This is a genomic window from Rufibacter roseolus (assembly GCF_017916365.1).
GTDB lineage: Bacteria > Bacteroidota > Bacteroidia > Cytophagales > Hymenobacteraceae > Nibribacter > Nibribacter roseolus.
Genome location: NZ_JAFMSU010000003.1, coordinates 1228995 through 1249639 on the forward strand (window position 1 = coordinate 1228995; position 20645 = coordinate 1249639).

General features: G+C 51.1%; 10 protein-coding genes. 6 read left to right on the forward strand and 4 right to left on the reverse strand.

Annotated features, from left to right (window positions below):
• Positions 1-24: 24 nt before the first annotated feature.
• A complete protein-coding gene (locus J3P35_RS21005) occupies positions 25-6366 on the forward strand; it encodes a T9SS type A sorting domain-containing protein (RefSeq protein ID WP_210466677.1) in 6342 nt (2113 codons plus the stop codon).
• Between the two features lie 811 nt (positions 6367-7177).
• Positions 7178-11476, forward strand: a complete 4299-nt coding sequence (locus J3P35_RS21010; RefSeq protein ID WP_210466678.1) for a YDG domain-containing protein — start codon at positions 7178-7180, stop codon at positions 11474-11476.
• A 224-nt stretch (positions 11477-11700) separates the two neighbouring features.
• Here the strand turns inward: J3P35_RS21010 and J3P35_RS21015 are convergent, their stop codons facing one another.
• Positions 11701-12177, reverse strand: coding sequence for a hypothetical protein (locus tag J3P35_RS21015; protein WP_210466679.1), 477 nt, complete (start codon positions 12175-12177; stop codon positions 11701-11703).
• Positions 12178-12458: 281 nt separating this feature from the next.
• Here J3P35_RS21015 and J3P35_RS21020 point away from each other — a divergent pair, with 281 nt between their 5' ends.
• Positions 12459-13844, forward strand: coding sequence for an aldehyde dehydrogenase (locus J3P35_RS21020; protein ID WP_210466680.1), 1386 nt, complete (start codon positions 12459-12461; stop codon positions 13842-13844).
• 162 nt (positions 13845-14006) lie between these two features.
• On the opposite strand, the gene J3P35_RS21025 is transcribed toward J3P35_RS21020, so the two are convergent.
• On the reverse strand, positions 14007-14462 hold the full coding sequence (locus J3P35_RS21025) for a GNAT family N-acetyltransferase (RefSeq protein WP_210466681.1): 456 nt from the start codon (positions 14460-14462) through the stop codon (positions 14007-14009).
• Between the two features lie 257 nt (positions 14463-14719).
• Between J3P35_RS21025 and J3P35_RS21030 the strand changes: the two genes are divergently transcribed.
• The 3 genes from J3P35_RS21030 to J3P35_RS21040 all read left to right on the forward strand — a co-directional run bounded on the left by J3P35_RS21030 (position 14720) and on the right by J3P35_RS21040 (position 17510).
• Positions 14720-15583, forward strand: a complete 864-nt coding sequence (locus J3P35_RS21030) for a transketolase (RefSeq protein WP_210466682.1) — start codon at positions 14720-14722, stop codon at positions 15581-15583.
• Between the two features lie 155 nt (positions 15584-15738).
• Complete coding sequence (locus J3P35_RS21035; RefSeq protein ID WP_210466683.1) at positions 15739-16707, forward strand: transketolase family protein; 969 nt, start codon at positions 15739-15741, stop codon at positions 16705-16707.
• Between the two features lie 125 nt (positions 16708-16832).
• Positions 16833-17510, forward strand: a complete 678-nt coding sequence (locus tag J3P35_RS21040; RefSeq protein WP_210466684.1) for an HAD family hydrolase — start codon at positions 16833-16835, stop codon at positions 17508-17510.
• 473 nt (positions 17511-17983) lie between these two features.
• Here J3P35_RS21040 and J3P35_RS21045 read toward each other — a convergent pair whose 3' ends face one another.
• Positions 17984-19891 (reverse strand): DUF294 nucleotidyltransferase-like domain-containing protein, encoded by a 1908-nt coding sequence (locus J3P35_RS21045; RefSeq protein ID WP_210466685.1) that lies wholly within the window; start codon positions 19889-19891, stop codon positions 17984-17986.
• On the reverse strand, positions 19888-20607 hold the full coding sequence (locus J3P35_RS21050; RefSeq protein ID WP_210466686.1) for a 3'-5' exonuclease: 720 nt from the start codon (positions 20605-20607) through the stop codon (positions 19888-19890). The genes J3P35_RS21045 and J3P35_RS21050 overlap by 4 nt, the downstream gene beginning before the upstream one ends.
• Positions 20608-20645: the final 38 nt, after the last annotated feature.

Genomic DNA, 20645 nt, shown 5'->3' on the forward strand with positions numbered 1-20645 from the left:
GATTATTCCATTTCATTCCCCTATATGGCACAAGTTTTACGCCTTCTGGTTTTTGCCTTTGCTTTCTTCCCGCTCACCTTGTTTGCCGAAGGATCAAAGCAGCTTACCCCCAACAAATCTTCTTCAGCCCTCACCAGTCCCCTCAACGACAAGGTCGGGTATCTGGCACATGACGCCAACTTACCCAGCGCCTCTGGGGTGGCCATCACCTCGCTCAGTTTCCTGAAACCGGCCGGATTCAGCCGCAACGGCGCCACGTACTCCAAAGACCACCGCCTGTATATAAGATTAAAGGCCGGCGAAACGCTTTACTATGGCGTGCACCGCGCCATCCATGACCAAACCTCTGCCAACCAGGCGGATTTAACTCTTACCCTGCGGCGCACCAATGTAGCCACTGGCATAGATGATGCATCCTGGTCGCAAGCCAACACCTTAGAGGCCAACACAAAATCTACCAGAGACATGCTGCTGGTGGCCAACCAGAACGGGGTGATTGATGATGCCACCGAGGCGGAGAACGGCCCTAACAGACCCGCCCTTGGCGGAAAAGCGGCCGTCACCAATGGTTATACACCTCTGTCTATCACCAATAACACCGGAACTGACTACGATTATTACGTAGAATTCACCCAAGCCGGGGAAAGCACCTGGACCGATGACGGACGGCGCTTTTCGGTGTATGATCTTTGGGACTTCACCGTGATAGATGCCACGGGCACCGAAAGACAAGGCCGCATGCGCAGCAAGCTGTGGTCTTTCTCTGCGGGCGGCACGGCCAACGTTTTCTCCAAGGACTTCAACTTGTTCCCACTTGTCCCCAGCGAAGACCAACCGGGGAAATTCTTCGTGAAGAAAATAGAACTGGCTGGCATTGCGCCCCAGAACTTTTTCCGGTTCGTGACCAACAGTTTCGGGTCCAACACTACGGCCGGAGCCACTGCCAGCGAGAGACGGAAAAGCCAGACAAGCCAAACCGATTACCCAGAGTACTTCAACTTTGTGAATGACCCAGACCCTGCCATCTGGCCCAGCGCTACGGCTCCCACCTTCTCCGTGAGCCTGGCCTCTAGTTGCAACACCACCACCGGCGGCGGCAAGACCTTATTCAACCTCAACACCTCAGAGCGCAGCACCTTCCTGGTGCTCATCAACCTGGACGGCACCCCCGGTTACCAAACCAATGGTGCCGACGTACTACTGGAATCTTCCGGCGACAAAGGAACCCGGTCGGTGGAATGGAACGGCTTGAACGGCTTAGGACAGCCTGTGGCCAAAAATACCACCCTCAATTACATGTTCCGGAACGGTAGCATGCCGGTGAACTTCCCGGTATGGGATGCGGAATGGAACGATGGCTTCAGGGTGATGGATGTACGCCCGCTTGCTCCCGGCACAACGTCTCCTGAGTATTCATTGCTTTACTGGGATGACAACAACCTTCCCACTAGCTCCTTCCCTTCCCGCTCTGAGCTCTTCGGGGCTGTTTCCAGTACCGGCGTACACACCTGGGGCTCTGCCACTACTACAGCCGGAGACTTGAAGACCGTGAACACCTGGACGTACGGCTACACTTCCTCCAGCCAGCAGTCCTCCACCTTTACCTATGACTGCAGCGCAGATGTAGCGGTTACCAACATAGCCTCCACTGCCCCCTTTGGCGTGGGTAAAGAATTCACTTATACCGTTACGGCAACCAACAACGGTCCGCTACCAGCTACCAACGTGATCGTGACAGACAAACTGGACGCTTCGCTTCTTCAGTTCATTAGCGCGTCAGATGCGGGTTACAACAGCAGTACCGGCGCCTGGAACGTGGGTACTTTGGCGGTAGGCGCCTCCAAGACCCTCACCATTACGGTTAAACCACTGGCGGCAGGCACCATTTCCACAACTGCTTCCCAAACCCACACCGAGTCCGATAACGTCACCTCTAACAACAGCGCCACTGCCACTATTCAGGTACAGCCTTCTGCAGACATCCAGGTGCTGAATTCCTCAGACAAATCAACCTACAGCAATGGCGAGATTGTCTCCTATACTCTGACTGCCAAAAACCTGGGCCCTAATGCGGCTACCGGGGTAACGGTCTCCACAAACCTGCCCGATGGCTTTGTGCCTCTTAATGCTACTACCACCCCCGGTTTCGATGCCTCTACCGGTACCTGGAATGTTGGGAATCTGGCCTTGAATGAAACCAAAACCATCACGCTTCAGGCGCAGGTTACCAAAATTGGCACATATACCAGTACGGCCATCTTGGGTAGCCGCACCGGCTATGAACTTGATAATAACGGCAGCAACAACACTTCCTCTAACACTGTCACGGTGGCACCGGCCGCAGATATCGCGGTAACCAATGTGGTATCCAATCTTACTCCTGCCCAGGGCGAAACGGTTACGTACACCATCAAGGCAGTGAACAACGGACCTAACAACGCCACCAACGTTTCGGTAGCGAACCAGTTACCGGCCGGATTGACTATCATTGGATCTTCCGCAAGCTCCGGCACCTTTGATGCGGCTTCTGGCACCTGGTCGGTGGGAACAATCGTAACGAACGGCTCTCAGACGCTGACCATCACGGCAAAACCTACGGCAACGGGTGCCTTGACTCTTTCCTCTACCCAGTCACACTCAGAATTTGACGGGCAGAGCAGCAACAACACGGCCAGCAGCACCATCACTGTTAGGGCAACCGCTGATGTAGCCGTGACCAACGTGATCACCTCCCCAGTGAAGACCACCTATGCCAATGGCGATGAAGTAACCTACACGGTAACGGCAACCAACATCGGACCAAGCGCCGCCACCATTGTAGTAGTAACAGACAAGCTTCCTACCGCCCTGACGTTTGTGAGCGCCACCAACTCCAGCGGCACCGGAGCCTATGATGCCTCAGCAGGCACCTGGTCGGTGGGCACTTTAGCCAACGGCGCCTCTGCCACGCTTACGTTAGTAGCCAAGGTAAACCAAAGCGCGATCATCACTACTACGGCTACCCAAACCCATACCGAGTACGACAACACCAACGGCAACAACAGCGCCTCTAACTCCATTACCTCTGGTACCGGCACCATCACAGCCGACATCAAAGTAACTACGGGAATGTCTGCAGGTCCATATTACACAGGCAAACAACTTACCTTGGGCGTAAGGGTAGACAACACCGGCCCTGATGCCGCTACCGGAGTTTCTATTAACGCATTGGTGCCCGCCGGTTTCACCTTGGTAAGCGCCTCTCCTAAGGCAGGCACTTATGATGCGGCTACCGGCATCTGGAACCTGGGCAACTTGGCCGCGGGCAGTTACACCGGCATGAATCTGGTGGTAGTGCCCAACGTGGATAATTCAACAAATGGCAACAAAGACTACACCTTCACCGTTGCCAAACGGACAGAAAACGAATACGACGGCAACCCAGGCAACAACACTGCCTCTACCACCTTTACGGTACAAAAGGCAGCCGATGCTGCCGTAAGCATATCCGTTACAGGAGATGTGAATAGCGTTTACTACAAAGGCGTGACGGAAGCTACTTTCACCCTGAAAGTCACCAACAATGGTCCCGATAGAATCACTAACTTATTAGGAAGCGATACTCGTACCGGCACCATCAAATTCACCTACGCCGAACCAGGCAAAGGCTACAATCCGGACACTGGCGAATGGATCATTGATGCCTTAGAACCTGGTCAATCTATAACATTGGTAGTGAAAGGCATTCCTAACACCACCGGACGCCTGAACCTGGGCGGCGAAATTATTTCTGCTGACCAGAAGGACCTGAACCCGGAAAACAACAAAGCGGTAGCCCTGATCAACGTGGTGCCTGCGGTGGATTTACAGGTTACCAACACCGCTGCTGCCGGACCTTACTACAACGGTGAGAATACTACCTTCAACGTTTCTGTCAAGAACAACAGCACAGATGCCGCTACCGGAGTGAAGATTGAAGATGTGCTGCCCGCAGGCCTTACATTGGTGAGCGTGGCTCCTTCAGTAGGTACTTATGATGCTACTTCTGGCATCTGGACTTTGGGCACCGACTTACTGGCTGGCTCCACCGAGACCCTGGTTTTAACCGTGAAGCCAACCTCCGGCAGCACTTTCACAACTACAGCTTTTGTGAAAGCTGTGAATGAGTACGAAAGCAATTCAACCAACAATTCTGCTACCACCCAGATAACCGTACAGAAAACCGCTGACATTGTGGTAGGTAGTTCTATTGCAGCAGGTCCTTACTATGTAGGAGGACAATACCAGGTAACCATTACGGCTACCAACGCAGGCCCCGACCCTGCTACAGGCGTAGCGGTTTCCGCAAGTGGAGGAGCCGGTTTAAGACCAATAGCAGGCAGCGGAAAAGCAGACCCTGGCACAAGCTATGCCCAGGGTGTTTGGACCGTTGGCGACCTTGGAGTTGGTGAAACAAAGACATTCACCTTCCTGGTGGAGCCTCTTACCACGGGTACCCTCAACAGTTTGGGTTACAAATCAGCCCAAACCGAATTTGACCCTAACGGCGGCAGTACTCCTAACGGCAACAACAGTACCGTGGTAAGCTTTAATGTAGAAGACCGGCCAGCGATTGCAAAGGTGGTCAACACAGACAAGCACATGTTCCTGTTCAAAACCGGTGACCATATTGTAGAGTTCACAGACCCAGATGGCCTTATTGAAAACGCCAGGATCCTGAACGGCACCTTACCGGCCGGAACGCGCCTAGAGCATGACGGAACCCTGGAAGTAGACTATAGATTTCATCTGGTACCAGGCACGTACACCCTCACCATTGAGACAACCGACGCCCAAGGTGATATCTCAGTGAACACCTTCACCTACAAAATTTCCGGTGACTGGGATAAAGACGGGATAGACGATATCTATGATTTAGACGACAACAATGATGGGGTGATCACGGAACCAGGCGCGGTAGACCCAACTGGTGACGACAATAAAGATGGTATCCCCAACTACCTGGACAAAACCTTTGTGCACCCGGTGTATGGCGCCTTCCAGGACAAAAACCATGACGATATTAATGACGCCTTTGACCTGGATCTGGATGGTTTGATCAGAGGATTTGACATTGACATTGACGGAGACGGCATCACCAATGCCATTGAGGCAAACGGGGGCACCGCACCAGCTGGCTACAATCCATCCACCGGAACCTTTACTGGTGGGGTGAATGCACAGGGTATTCCGCTGGCTATCTTAGACACCAATGGCAAGAACATCCTGCCCAACCCCGATACTGATAAAGACGGATTCCGTGACATCGAGGACATCGACTCAGACGATGACGGCATCCTGGATGTGTACGAGGCCCAGGCTACCCAGGCTTTTGCGAACGGCTTGGGAACAGACAGCGACTTTGACGGCTTAAAAGATGGGCATGATCCTGAATCAGGCGGCAAGGCCATTACTCCGGTAGACACTGACAAAGACAGCAAGCCCGATTACCTTGACAGAGACAGCGACGGTGATTTCACCCCAGACTATGTAGAGGCCTTTGATGACAATAATGATGGTACCTCCATGGATGACTTACTGGAGCGCGCCCGGATCTTTGAAGAAGTGAACCAGAAAGGCTGGTACGTAAACTCAGACAAAGACGCTACTGGCACTCCTAAATGGATGGCCTCTAACAATGGCTCTCCGGCTTATCTCACACCAAGTAGTGCATATTACCATGATACAGACCAGGATGGTATGGTAGACCTTTTTGACACGGAAAACGGTGGACGCGCCGCCTCCTTACAAACCACCAATGGGGAATACTCTTACCGTTCAGCCTCTATGGTAACCCCACTGCCGGTAACCCTGACCAGTTTCACGGCCAAAGCGCAGAAAGAGGACGTGCTGTTGAACTGGACCACGGCCGCCGAGAAGGACAACGACTTCTTCCAGGTGGAGCGCAGTATGGACGGCAAGAACTTCAGCGCCATCGGGCAGGTGAAGGGTAACGGCAACAGCAACGTGCGGGTGGACTACAGCTTCCTGGACGGCAAAGCCCCTAGCGGCACCGCCTACTACCGCCTCAAGCAGGTGGATTATGACGGCAAGCATGAGTACAGCAAGATCGTAGTCGTGCAGACCAAAGCAGTAGCTGCCACTCAGGTGACAATGAAAGCTTACCCGAACCCAACCGCCGATATGGTGTCCCTTGACCTGACTTCCTTGTCAAGTTCAACAGTAACCATTAGTGTATATGCTTTGGATGGTCACTTGGTGAAAACCCAGCAAGTGGAAGGCGGAGTTGTGCAAATACTTGATCTGACGAAGTTCGCAGCGGGCACTTACCTCCTCAAAATCAAGGGAGCAGAAGTAGACGTAGTCACTAGAGTAGTGAAGCGGTAAGCAAACTTTTCAGACCAGTTACCTTAAGAAGCGGCCCAACAGGAGCCGCTTCTTTTCTTTAGTAGTTTATGGATTACCTTTTCGTTTCAGGGCTTCTTTCCCTACAGCAAGACAAAACGGGAAGCCTCTTAAGAGGCTTCCCGTTTTGTCTTGCTGTAGGCCCAGCAGTTCTTTACCCTACTTTCTCAATTAGTACTTGACCCTATCTTTTTTGACTCTACAATGGAGTGACTTGCTTCATAAGGTTGACCGTAATATTAGTATCCGCCCCGTTCGTTTGATTAGACTGGAACTACTGTTACTGGTTCTTTCTTCTGCTTGCGATTGCCTAGCCATACATAAGGAGCTTACCACAAAGTGTGTTTGACAGCTTCGAGAAAATCTGGGCTTAAAACTTGGTTCACCTTCCCTGTATCTGCGCCTCTGTACATTGCGCTACAGGCGAGACCATCTCTAAAAATTCTCACAATCAACAACATACGCCTAAAAAATACTTTTCTAAGCACATTTAATTTCATTATTTATTCATATATGAATTTATTAACCTAAAATTTACCTATACTTAATTATAATATAATTATTTACTTGGAAACTTTAATTTAAAATTCTAAGTTTGTTATTCATTAGCAAACATTTATAAAATATATAAACAGGATACTATCAAAGCCTCCCCTAGGCTTAGTTTTTAGATAGCAATCTAAGTAAACCTTATTAGTTGAGTTACAACCTTGGTTCTACCCTATAACCAAGCTTATTATATATAACATTTACAATAAAAAATTATAATTAACACCATTTTATAAGCACAGGTATGGGAAACTCTCTACACCCCGGCAAAAGCTTTTGGCTTTTCTTCTTCTTACTTATCACAAGCTTTTCAGCCGAAGCACAATCTATCCTAGTTAAAACTGTTACAAATCCTATTTGCACGGGATCAACTGCAACAATCACATTTGATGCAATAAATGGGACTGGCAGTAACAGTAGATACAGTTCATCCTCTGGATTTACAGTGTATATAAGCACTATTGGTGGAGCAACGCCTTACACTCCTATAAATGGCACAATCAACAACAGTAGCCTAACTCTAAGTGCATCAAACAGTTTTAATAATTCTAATGGAGGCACATCTAACCTAACAGGAACTATCATCATTCCTAGCAGTTTACCAACTGGTACATATAAAATCTCGCTAAGCTCCTCAAGTCCTGCATTCAACGGGAGTACCGGAGCAGGTGCCTCCCCAAGCTTCACAATCAATGCCTCTCCGACTTCTCCTACTAGCGGAGGTAATAAGACCATTACTTACGGTGGTGACCGCAGTCTATCTGCAACAGTACCTTCAGGACAAACAATTGACTGGTATACTGCTTCAACCGGTGGAACAAAAGTGGCGACAGGCGTTACCACTTATACACCCTCCCAAACAGCTGTAGGTGGTCCTTACACTTATTATGCAGAGGCTAGGAATACCACGACGGGTTGCACGAGCGCATCCAGAACAGCTGTGTCCCTTACCATAACTAAGAAAAACCTCACGGTTTCAGCAATAGGCCAAGACAAAGTATATAATGGTACAACAGCCGCTACCGTTACCTTAACAACAGATAAATTAACGAATGACAACGTAACAGCTACTTACACTTCCGCTACTTTTGCTGATAAAAACATTGGAACGAAGACCATAACAGTAAGTGGGATTACTATCAGCGGAACAGATGCAGGAAATTACAATCTATTAAATACTACTGCCACTACATCTGCCACTATCACAGCAAGACCACTAACTGTTACCGCAACTGCCCAGAACAAAGTTTACGATGGTACTGCCAATGCTTCTGTGACTTTGACTACGGATAAGATTGGCAGTGACATTGTAACACCTTCTTTTACCTCTGCTACCTTCGCCGACAAAAACGCAGGAACTAAAACTGTTACGGTTAGTGGAATCACCATTAGTGGAACCGATGCAGGCAACTATACTTTAGCAAATACAAATGCTACTGCAACTACTACCGCCACCATTACAGCCAAACCACTTACCATAACGGATGCTACGGCAACAAGTAGAGTGTACGATGGCACCAATGTGGTTGACGTTACAGGCTCTTTAAACGGGATAGTTTCTCCAGACAACGTCTTTCTAACCGGTAAAGGTACGTTGGCTTCCCAAAACGTAGGTACGCATGCAGTAACTTCTATCGGCTTGACAGGAGATGATGCTGGCAATTACATCGTCATAGTACCTTCAGGTCTTAACGCCACCATTTCAGCCAAAGCACTTACCCTCTCAAGCGCAAGTGCAAAGGATAAGGAGTATGACGGCACAGCTAATGTCGTAATTACAGGAAATTTGGAGGGGATTATCTCACCGGATGCGGTTACATTAGGCTCCGGCATCTTGGCCTCTAAAAACGTGGGCACTCACGCCGTAACCTCTATCTCCCTAACAGGAGCAGGAGCCGGCAATTACACACTTACTATACCAGATGGCCTCTCCGCCACAATATCTGCCAGAACACTTACCGTTTCTGCCACCGGTCAGGACAAAACATACGATGGTAATGCAACTGCTACCGTTACATTAACCACCAACAAGATTTCTAGTGATGATGTAGTGGCAACATATACCTCCGCTACATTCGCAGACAAGAATGTAGGCACAGGTAAAACAGTAACTGTAACCGGTATCTCCTTTAGTGGAACTGATATAGGCAACTATAACCTACCAGATGCAACCTCCCTCACCACAACGGCTTCCATCACCAAGAAAGCTCTCACCATCGCAAACGCCTCTGCAAGTGACAAGGTTTACGATAGAACAAACACTGCCACTGTGAATGGCACCTTGGCAGGTATCGAAGGAGAAGATGTCGTTACATTAACTACATCAGGAACTTTTGCCTCAGCAAATGCAGGAATCAATATTGCAGTTACCTCCACAAGCACAATATCCGGAGCAGATGCAGTGAACTATACGCTAACTCAGCCCACGGGATTGAGAGCCACCATTAAACCCAAAGAACTGACTGTAGCAAATGCACGGGCAAATGATAAAGAATATGATGGCTCAAGAGACGCGACCATCACCGGAGATCTGGTTGGAGTTTTGGGCAATGACAATGTTACATTAACTAGAAGCGGCACCTTCGCATCTCGTGATGTAGGTACACACACCGTTACCTCCACTAGTTTCTTAGATGGAACCGCCAAAAATAATTACACCCTTACCCAACCCACAGGCTTGACTGCAACCATTACAGCCAAAGCACTTACTATTGCTAATGCTGCAGCAAACAGCAAGGTTTATGATGGAAATGATGCCGCAACCATTACTGGCACCCTGAGTGGAGTTATCTCTAATGACATAGGCAACGTCACATTTACCAGAACGGGCATCTTCGCTACCAAGAATGTGGGCACCAACATTGCCGTGACATCCACCAGCACATTGAGCGGGACCGCAGCCGGCAACTACACCCTCATCCAACCAACAGGGCTCAGAGCGAACATCACAGCCAGAGCCTTAACCCTTAGCAATATTGCCGCAAACGACAAAGTTTATGATGGCAACAGAAACGCTACAATTGATGGCACCTTGAATGGCATAATATCTGGGGATGTAGTTACTTGGAACGGCTTGGGCACATTTGCCTCTGAAGATGTGAATCGGCAAAATGGAACACGTACAGTGTTACCAATTAGTGTCACTTACAATGGTAGCGCTTTAGCAGGAGCAAATGCTGGAAACTATACCTTTACTCTACCCAGCCCCATGCCTGCACTTTCTGCTAAAATCACCCCTAAAACGCTTACTCCAGTTATTGCAACCTCTTACACAAAAGAATATGATGGCACTACCACATTTCTGGTAACATCAGGCGGGTTGCAGGGGATTGTTCCGCCAGATCACGTAGAACTATATATTAATGGTGCATCAAATGCTGGAGTTTATGAGAACGCAACTTTAACGCTATCCATAGGTGCTACAGATAAAGACAACTATGAACTTGCCTTTACCACTGCTACTTCCAAAATCACCATTACTCCCAAAGCACTTAGTATCAACCCTGCCACTGCAAACAAAGTCTATGATGGTACTACAAGTGCTACCGTGTCTTTGACTGGAGTGATTGGCTCTGACAACGTTACCCTTAAAGGAACATACAACTTCACGGACAAAAACGTTGGCACAAACAAAATCATCAACTTCTCTCAAACAGGTCTGGATGGTACGGCTGCTGCCAACTATACCCTAAACCAGCCAACAGAGCTTCGGGCCAGCATCACTCCTAAATCTATTGTTGGAGAGTTCAGAGCAGAAAACAAAAAGTATGATGGCACAACAGATGCAACCATAACACCAAACAGCCGTGCTGTAATCGGGAAAATAGATGGAGATGATTTAACTTTAACAGGAGTCACAGCTACTTTTGACAACCCTAATCCCGGAACTAACAAAAAAGTAACTTTGCGGGACGCTAGTTTGGCAGGCACCGACCGTAACAATTACTTATTACCGGTACTTCCATTCACTTTCGCTAACATTGATGAGCAACCTCTCCCTGTCAGCCTGACCAGCTTCACGGCCAAGGCGCAGAAAGAGGGTGTGCAACTGAACTGGACCACGGCCGCAGAGAAAGACAACGACTACTTCCAAATAGAGCGCAGCATGGACGGCAGGAACTTCAGCGCCATCGGGCAGGTGAAGGGCAACGGCAACAGCAACGTGCGGGTGGAATACAGCTTCTTAGACGGCAAGGCCCCAGTGGGCACCGCCTACTACCGCCTCAAGCAGGTGGACTATGACGGCAAGTTCGAGTACAGCAAGACCGTAGCGGTTCAGACTAAGGCCTCTTCCGCCGCACAAGTAACGGTGAATGCTTACCCCAACCCAACTCCTGATGAGGTGAACCTGGATCTGACGCAAGTTACTTCATCTGAGGTGAAAGTAGCAGTGTTTGCCCTGAATGGCCGGTTGGTGAAAACGTTGACCCTCACAGGAGGCAAGCTGCAGCGTCTGGACCTTACCGATGTAGCGGTAGGCACGTACCTAGTGAAGGTAGCCGGAGATAATATCGAGACCGTTATTCGGGTGGTGAGACAGTAACCTGGACGAACACAACAAGCAAAAGAAAGGGCGCCCACGAAGCGCCCTTTCTTTTTAAGGCCGTTTTCTGCAAAACCGCCCTAATTCAGATTGATGCTTTAGAAACATAGCTTTACTTCTCTTAACATAAAAGGCTTGCACACTTCCAGCAATAAATAAAAAAAGGTGGCTCCTAACGCCAGGAGCCACCTTTTTTTTATAATGCAACCGTTAAGCAATGGTTTTTACTCCTCGTCATCCAGGTAGTAATCGCCTACGTGGCCCTCGGCCGAGTCGTCGCTGAAACGGGTGATGTCTTTCATAAAGTTGTCGTGGATCTGCTTGATCTTGGGTGACTCGCCCACGTGCTTTTTCAGGATTTTGGCAATGTTGCTGGCTTCTTCCAGGTAGAACATGTCATCAGTGGCGGTACCCAGTTTGTCGGCGTCCACCTGCAGCAGTTCGGTCTGGAGATCCATCAGTTTGGGGTCGTCCTCGCCGTACATGATGAGCGTACCGTGCAGTTTGCTCAGCATCTCGTTGAAAAGCTCACCCTCGTACGGAAGGTTCACTTCCTCGTCATCATCTGCGCCAAAGCCGCCTCTGCCCCCTAAAACGTCATCATCGTCGTCGTCAAAGGAGAACTCATCATCAAAATGGCTGTTGTTGAAATCCTCGTCATCGTAGCCATACTCGTCATCGTAACTGCCGCGTGGTGCCATATCAGTTTGTTTTAAATGCTGTCAAAAATGTTGTTTGCCTGTTTTGGGTTGGTCTCCTTTTTACGAGTGCGTTTTAAAAAGTATCCGCCAATTGGGTAAAACTTTCTTTATTATTTGCGTTTTGGAGCCGCTTCCGCAAAAATAGCCCAAAATCGTATTTATGCTATTTTTTGCCTTGGACCTGCGGCTATGGCCTAAATTTTTATTTTCACTTCCTGTACCGTCTGCAGCCATTTTGCGGGGAGCAGAGTATATGCAGGTAATCCCAAGGACTTAAAACTATGACCTCGCCACAGGAACCGGAGACGCTGGTGCAACGCCAGAAGGAATTTTTCAACAGCGGGCAGACCCGCCCGCTCGCTTTCCGGACAAAGATGCTGCGCCGTCTGCAGAAAGCCATCCAGAAAGAAGAAAAAGCCATCATCGCGGCACTTTCCGCCGATTTCAGGAAGCCGCCTTTTGAGACTTTCGCCACGGAGATTGCCATTCTGGAGGCCGAGATCAAGTTCCTGCTCAAGCACCTGCGCCGCTGGATACAGCCGTACCGGGTGAAATCCAGCTTTCTGAATTTCCCGTCCAAAGACTATATCTACCCCGAGCCCTACGGCGTTTCGCTGGTCATTGGCGCCTGGAACTATCCGTTCCAACTCACCCTGTCGCCGGTGTTGGGGGCCATTGCCGCAGGTTGCTGCGCCATCCTGAAACCCTCAGAACTCACACCCGCCACAAGCCAACTCCTGGCCCGCCTGATCAAAGAGCATTTTCCGCCGGAGTATCTGACGGTGGTGCAGGGCGGCCCCGAGGTAAGCCAGGCCTTGCTGGAGCAGCCTTTTGACAAGATATTCTTCACGGGCAGCGTGCCGGTGGGCAGGATTGTGGCGCAGGCGGCGGCCAGACAATTGATTCCGGTCACCTTGGAACTGGGTGGTAAGAGCCCCTGCCTCATAGACGAAACCGCTGATCTAGCAGTAGCGGCCAAACGCATCATTTGGGGCAAATTCATCAACGCGGGCCAGACCTGCGTGGCCCCCGATTACCTCTTGGTGCAGGAGAAAGTAAAAGAACCGCTGCTGAAGGAACTGGCCTCTACCATCCAGGAGTTCTACGGTACCAATCCGGCCCAAAGCCCCGATTTCGCCCGCATTATCAACGAACGTCATTTCCAGCGGCTGAAAGGCTTGCTGGACAGTTCTCCCGTTTACGCTGGCGGCCAATCCGATGCCAGTTCCCTGTACATTGCCCCTACCCTGCTCGCCAACGTCACCTGGGACCAGCCCATCATGCAGGAAGAAATCTTCGGACCGCTGTTGCCGGTGCTCACCTACAAAACGCTGCCCGAGGCCATCCGGCAGGTGAACGCGCGCCCTAAGCCGCTGGCACTTTATCTGTTTTCCAAAAGCAAAAAAGCCAAAGAGATGGTCTTGACGCAGACTTCCTCGGGCGGGGCTTGTGTCAATGACACCGTTTCGCACTTGGCCAACCCGTTTCTGCCGTTCGGGGGCGTGGGTACCAGCGGTCAGGGCAATTACCACGGAAAAGCCAGCTTCGAGGCTTTCTCGCACCAGAAAAGCGTACTCATGAAGCCCTCCAAACCCGATGTGCCGCTCAGATATCCGCCGTACCAGAACAAATTCAGCTGGATGCGGAAAGCGTTCAAATGGCTGTAGCGGATTGCGTTGGCGAACCCCGTTTCAATCTCCATTTTAGAAAGCAGGCCCAAAATCAGGCAAAGGATTAACCTGATGGATGAAAAAAGCCGAAAGCCGTTTCGGGGCTGCTTTCTGTAAAGCAGCCCCGAAACGGCTTTCTGTTCAACTACGCGGGGTCGCTTAAACCACGGCAGGCTTTATCATCTTGATGTGGTCAATGCCGTCCTCGTCATAGACCTCGCTGGACTGCACAAACCCAAACCGCTCATAGAATTTCTTTGCGTACAGTTGCGCCCCAATCTTGATAGGGCCATTGCCGAAGAGCCGGTACGTTTCGTCAATGGCTTTCTGCACCAACTGCTGGCCTACGCCGGAACCGCGTACGGCAGCGCTGGTGATGATCCGGCCAATGGAAAGCTCGGGGTAAGAGACGCCGGCCGGTAGCAGCCGGGCATAGGCCTCCAGCGTGGTGCCGCGGTAGAAAAGCAGGTGATGGCATTGGTCATCCAAGCCATCGGGGTCCAGGAAAACGCAGTTCTGCTCCACCACAAACACGGCACTGCGCAGTTGCAACAGATCATAAAGTTCTTTTGGAGACAGGTTTGCAAAAGCTTTGGTAATAGTAGTAAACTCCATAATGCTGCGAAACTACCTTTTCCCTGCCAGAACCGCCAATTATTCTTCGCTGGCGCCCATTTTCTGCTTCGGCTCAAGACAAAACCTCTTTTTTATGCCAACGTTTGCATAAAAGTCTATATATTTATTTTGCGAACAAGAATCTGAATGGCTAAATTAATTGTTAATTTTACACTTATTATCCGTTAAGACCTTATCGGTAGCCTGCGCTCTCCTTCAGGAACCAGGCTTTTGAAAGCAACAGACTATTAATCTATATGCAAACAGAAGAAAAAGAGACATTACAGCTAGAGGAGCTGGAGCAGGTGGCCAAGCAAGTGCGCCGCGATATTGTGAGAATGGTGCATGGTTGCCAGTCGGGGCACCCGGGCGGTTCTTTGGGCTGCACCGATTTTCTGGTGGCCCTCTATTTCAAGGTCATGACCCACTCCCCGGAGTTTAACATGGACGGCGAAGGCGAAGACCTGTTCTTCCTTTCCAACGGCCATATCTCGCCGGTTTGGTACAGCGTGCTGGCCAGAGCCGGTTATTTTGACGTGAGCGAGCTGAAGACTTTCCGCAAGCTGGATTCGCGTCTGCAGGGTCACCCTACCACCCACGAGGAACTGCCGGGCGTGCGCATCGCCTCCGGTTCTCTGGGGCAGGGCTTGTCGGTAGCTATCGGGGCCGCATTGACCAAGAAACTGAACAATGATCCCGGCCTGGTGTTCACGCTCCACGGCGACGGCGAACTGCAGGAAGGCCAGATCTGGGAAGCGGCCCTGTTCGCGCCGCACAACAAAGTAGACAACCTCATCTCTACCATTGACGTGAACGGCCAGCAAATTGACGGCCCTACCAACAAAGTCCTGGATTTAGGGAATCTGCGCGCCAAATGGGAAGCCTTCGGCTGGGATGTTATGGAAATGAACGGCAATGACCTGGGCAACGTGATCCAGACTTTGGAACTGGCCAAGGCCAAAACGCGCAAAGGCAAGCCAATCATGATTCTGATGCAAACCAACATGGGCCACGGCGTGGATTTCATGATGGGCTCGCACAAGTGGCACGGCGTGGCACCTAATGATGAGCAGCTTTCCCTGGCGCTCAACCAGTTGACCAGCAACATGCAGGATTACTAGCAGCAGGCGGCAAGTCTCCAGGATTTCACCTACACAGCACTTGTCACCTTAAGCTTAATCCAATCAAAAGCCCAGCTGTTTAGAGGCCATTTTCTACAAAACAGGCCTAAAACGCCGAGGCTAAAAATCATCCATAACCGTTGAGAATCATTCAAATGAAAAAATATACCTATACAGAATCTAAAGACACCCGCTCTGGTTTCGGGGCGGGGCTGGTAGAGGCCGGCAGAAAAAACAAAGACGTAGTGGCCTTGTGCGCCGACCTGGTGGGCTCCCTGAAAATGGGCGATTTCATCAAGGAATTTCCTGAGCGCTTTGTGCAGGTGGGCATTGCCGAGGCCAACATGATGGGCATTGCGGCGGGTATGACCATAGGCGGCAAGATCCCGTTCACCGGCACGTTCGCCAACTTCTCCACTGGCCGCGTGTATGACCAAATCCGTCAGTCTATTGCCTACTCAGACAAAAACGTGAAGATCTGCGCTTCGCATGCGGGCTTGACCTTGGGTGAGGACGGAGCTACGCACCAGATCCTGGAAGACATCGGCATGATGAAAATGCTGCCTGGCATGACCGTCATCAACCCCTGCGATTACAACCAGACCAAAGCCGCTACTGTGGCCATCGCTGAGTACGAAGGCCCGGTGTACCTGCGTTTCGGGCGGCCGGTGATTCCGGTGTTCACGCCGGCAGATCAGGAATTCGTGATCGGGAAAGCCTGGATGGTGAACGAAGGAACCGACGTGAGCATCTTCGCGACGGGTCACCTGGTGTGGGAAGCCATCAAAGCCGGCGAGAAACTGGCTGAGTTGGGCATCTCCGCCGAGATCATCAACATCCACACCATTAAACCGCTGGACGAGGAAGCCATCCTGAAATCAGTGGCCAAAACCGGCTGTGTGGTAAGTGCCGAAGAGCACAACCGCCTGGGCGGTCTGGGCGACAGCATCGCGCAGTTGCTGGCCAAAAACACGCCGCTGCCTATGGAGTACGTGGCCGTGAACGACTCCTTCGGGGAGAGCGGCACGCCGGAGCAGCTCATGAAAAAGTACGGTTTGGATGATGAGCACATTGTGGCTGCCGTGCAGAAAGTATTGGAGCGCAAGAAGGCCCTGGCCAAATAAATTGATCAGCCTCGGCTTTGCCGATAGAAGAAAATAAATAGGATATAGGGAAAGGCGGGCTCTTTTGGAGCCCGTTTTTTTGTTTTCCCCGTATGCCTTTACTTACCCCTAACCCTTACGCGTACATGAATACCCCCAAATACAAAGCCTTTCTGTTTGACATGAACGGCACCATGATTGACGACATGGATTACCACACCACCGCGTGGCAGAAGATCCTGAAGGAGGAACTGCAGACGTCCCTTTCCTGGGACGAGGTGAAGGCCCAGATGTACGGCAAGAACAGCGAAGTGCTGGCCCGGTTCTTCGGGGAGGACCGCTTCTCCCAGGAAGAAGCCGACCGGCTCTCCATTGAGAAAGAGAAAATCTATCAGAAGGAATACATCTCGCAGCTGCGGCTCATCAACGGTTTAGACAACTTTCTTAAAAAGGCCGCCGAAAACGACATCAAGATGGCCATTGCCACCGCGGCCATTATGTTCAACATTGACTTTGTGGTGGATAACCTAAACCTGAGGCACTACTTCCAGGCCCTGATCTCTGCGGATGAAGTGTCCAAAAGCAAACCGCACCCCGAGACTTTCCTGAAATCTGCAGAGGAACTGGGCGTAGACCCCAAAGATTGCCTGGTGTTTGAAGACGCGCCCAAAGGCGTGGAAGCCGCCCAGAATGCCGGCATGGACTGCCTGGTCATCACCACCATGCACGGCCCTGAAGAGTTCTCCCAGTACAAAAACATCATCGGGTTTGTGAAAGATTACACAGATCCTATGCTGGAGCAACTTTTCACCGGACAGAAGTAAAACCTGTTTTGGGCCTGTTTTTAGGAAAACAGGTTTGAAGCAGATGTGACTTCCGCGCCATAATATCTCATGAGCCGCTCTCCCCCTCCTTTTGTCATTTTGGAAAGATCTTGTGGGCTAATTAGAAAGGCTCTTACTAAACGCTACTACTGTCCGCTACCAAGATCCTTACCAAGAGGACAAATAGGAGGTGAATGACTGGCAAATGCATTGGTTAACGGCCTACTGAAAGCGCATTAGCCTATTGAAAGGATTCTTGAGCAACATTCCTCCGCTGGCGCGAGCGTCCCGCTCGTGTCCGCACGCATGCCTTCCCTTGCTGAATACACATTGCAAAACTCATCAAAGAGGATCAGAAATGCGTGCGAACACGAGCGGGACGCTCGCGCCAGCGGTGGTTTACACCAACAAATAGCCTTTCCTGTTTTAGGGCCGTTTTTGTAAAAACAGGCCTAAAACAGATGACGCTTATTTTACCCGAACAGGTTATTGGTGAACTGTACTTTGATGCCCAGTTGGAAGTCGCTGATGGTTTTGAAGATTTCCTTAAGAGTGACCTGCTCTATTTTGGTGAGGCTCTGGATATCCAGGTAGTTGTCTGGCTCGCTCTTGTCATGCATGATCTGGCTGGCCTGTTTGCGCAACCTAAGTCCCATGAGGTAGTAGTAAGACTGCATGAGTTCCTGGCTTTGTTTCTCGCTGAAGACGCCCATCTCCGTCAGGGCTTCAATCCGCTCGCCGGTATTGGTCTTGAAGATACGGTTCTTGAGGGCGTACACCCGCACCAGGTCCACAATGGGCGTCATGGCTTTCTTGATGTCAAACACCTGCTGCGAGCCTACCGTGAACGTTCTGATGTTCTTGAAAAACGTGAGCGGCGGCTCGTACTGCAGGGCGTTGTTGGCCATGTGGAAGAACAGGCGCGGCATGGGTTTCTGCAGTTCCTCGTCCAGGAAAGCCACCAGCTCTTTCATGATGGCGCCGTCACCGTAGATGAAGCGGCAGTCAAAGAAGGTGGAAAACTGAATGGCGGTCTCGGGCACGATCTCCTGCATCCACTCGTGGTAGTTGCGTTTCCAGTGCGAGAGCGAGTGCGTCCATTTGGGGTTCTTGGCCATGTAGCCGCCGGTGCAGAAACTGAACCCGATGAAATCCAGCTTCTCGGAAACCATATCGGCGAACTTCAGGAAATACTCGCGCACCAGTTCACGCTGTTCGTTGGCTTTGTCCTCGTAGACGATGGCGTTGTCCTGATCGGTTTTGAGGGTCTGCTCTTTGCGGCCCTCGCTGCCCAGCACCATGAACACAAACTTGGCCGGCGCCGGTCCGCAGATGGCAATGACTTCCTCAATGACTTTCTGCGCGATGGTATCGGCCACGGTGGTAACCACCTGGTTGATGATCTCGGGCTTAGCGCCGCGCAGCAACAGTTGCATCACAATCTCAGGCACCCGCTTCCACTTATCACGCAGCTCATGGCCCGAGCGCGCCAGCTTCACACTCTGGATGAACACGAACGGAGACTGGGCCTGGTCACTCAACAGCTTGCTCCGGCTGATCATGCCAATGTACTGCCCCTGGTCTTCAATAAGCAGGTAGCGGGTTTTGGTGCGGAACATGAGCAGGATGGCCTCATACACGTAAGCGTCTTTCCGGATGGAAACGATGGGGTTGTCCATGATTTCCTTCGCCTGGCCGCGCACGTCTTCCTGGGCCGCCACCACGTTGTCGCGGAGCGTGATATCGGTGATGTAGCCGGAGATCTGCCCCACCTCATTCTTCACGAAAAGACAGCTGGTCTTGTGCTCGGCCATGATGCGGGCCGCCGTGTAGATGGGCGTGGTGCTGCTGCAGGTGACAATGTCACGGTACTCCACGCTCTCAATGCGCCGGGAATAGAGTTGGTCCGTGGCGATGTAGTTTTCCTCAAAAGAGGTGGGCCGCTTCACAAAATGGGCGAACTCCTCGTTGAGCATCCGCATACCAAACTCCTGCGAGAAGTAGTGCAGAAACCCTTCGTTGGCTTTGGCCAGGGCCCGGAAATGTCTTCGGTGCAGAAAATACACCACCGTTCCTTTCTTAGCGATGACCGTGCGCAGCGATTTCTTACGGTTGAGCAGCATGGAGATGCCGCCATAGCAATAGCCCGGCCCATGGCGCTCCAGCACCCGTTTGTTTTGGGCCGAATCATAGAAAAACGACTCATATTCGCCGGCGGCGATGAGGTCCACGCCCCGGAGTTTGGTGGCTTCCTGGTGGTAGATGAGCGTGTCTTTGGAATAGGAAACTTCCTCCAGCAGGTCCAGGACCTCCAACAGCACATCGTCTCCTAACAAATGGAACGGCTTTACGCTTTTCAGGAATTGCAGACGGTCGTTCATAGCCAAAAGAAAAGTAAGAATATTAAAAATAAAGCACCCAGCGCCAGCAACAGCCACAGGGGGAGGTGCAGGCGCGTAGGCTTGGGCTGCGGTTGCTTCTGGGTGTTATACCGGTTTTCCTGCTGCCGGGATATGGTGCTGTCTGTGATCACGCGGCGCTTGCGCAACTCAAAGTAACTCTCGGCGGCGGCCCGCGCATCAACCACGGCGTTGTGCTGGTTCTCCAGCGATTGGTGGAATAGGTGACTGTAGAGCTCGCCCAGGCGCAAGTATTTCTTGCGCGGCAAATGGGTAAGTCCCGAGGAAGCGATCATGGTGCAGAAAACCGGCAGGTTGTCAAACGGACTGGGCAGGTTCTCACGGTAGAAATCCGCGGAGAGCACGTGGAAGTCAAACTGCATGAAATGCCCGATGACCATGGGCGTGTAGCGTTGCAGGTCTTCCTGCAGGTGCAGCAGCACTTCGCGGCTGCTTTGGCCGTGCGCATGCAGGAACTCGGGCGTAAGCCGGTGGACCTCTATGGAAGAGGGGCTCACCTCGAAACCCTCGGGCCGGATGTAGTGGTTCGCAGCCTTTACCTCATGCCCTTCTTTGGTATAGACAAACCAGGCCACCTGCACCGTGTGCGGCCAGTTGGCATCCTGAGAATAAGGCACGTCCCATTGCAGGGGCAGCCCCGAGGCCTCTATGTCTATGAACAGCAGGTGGTCTTTCACTTGGTTGGGTATACTTTGGTAAAGGCGGGTCTGTTACG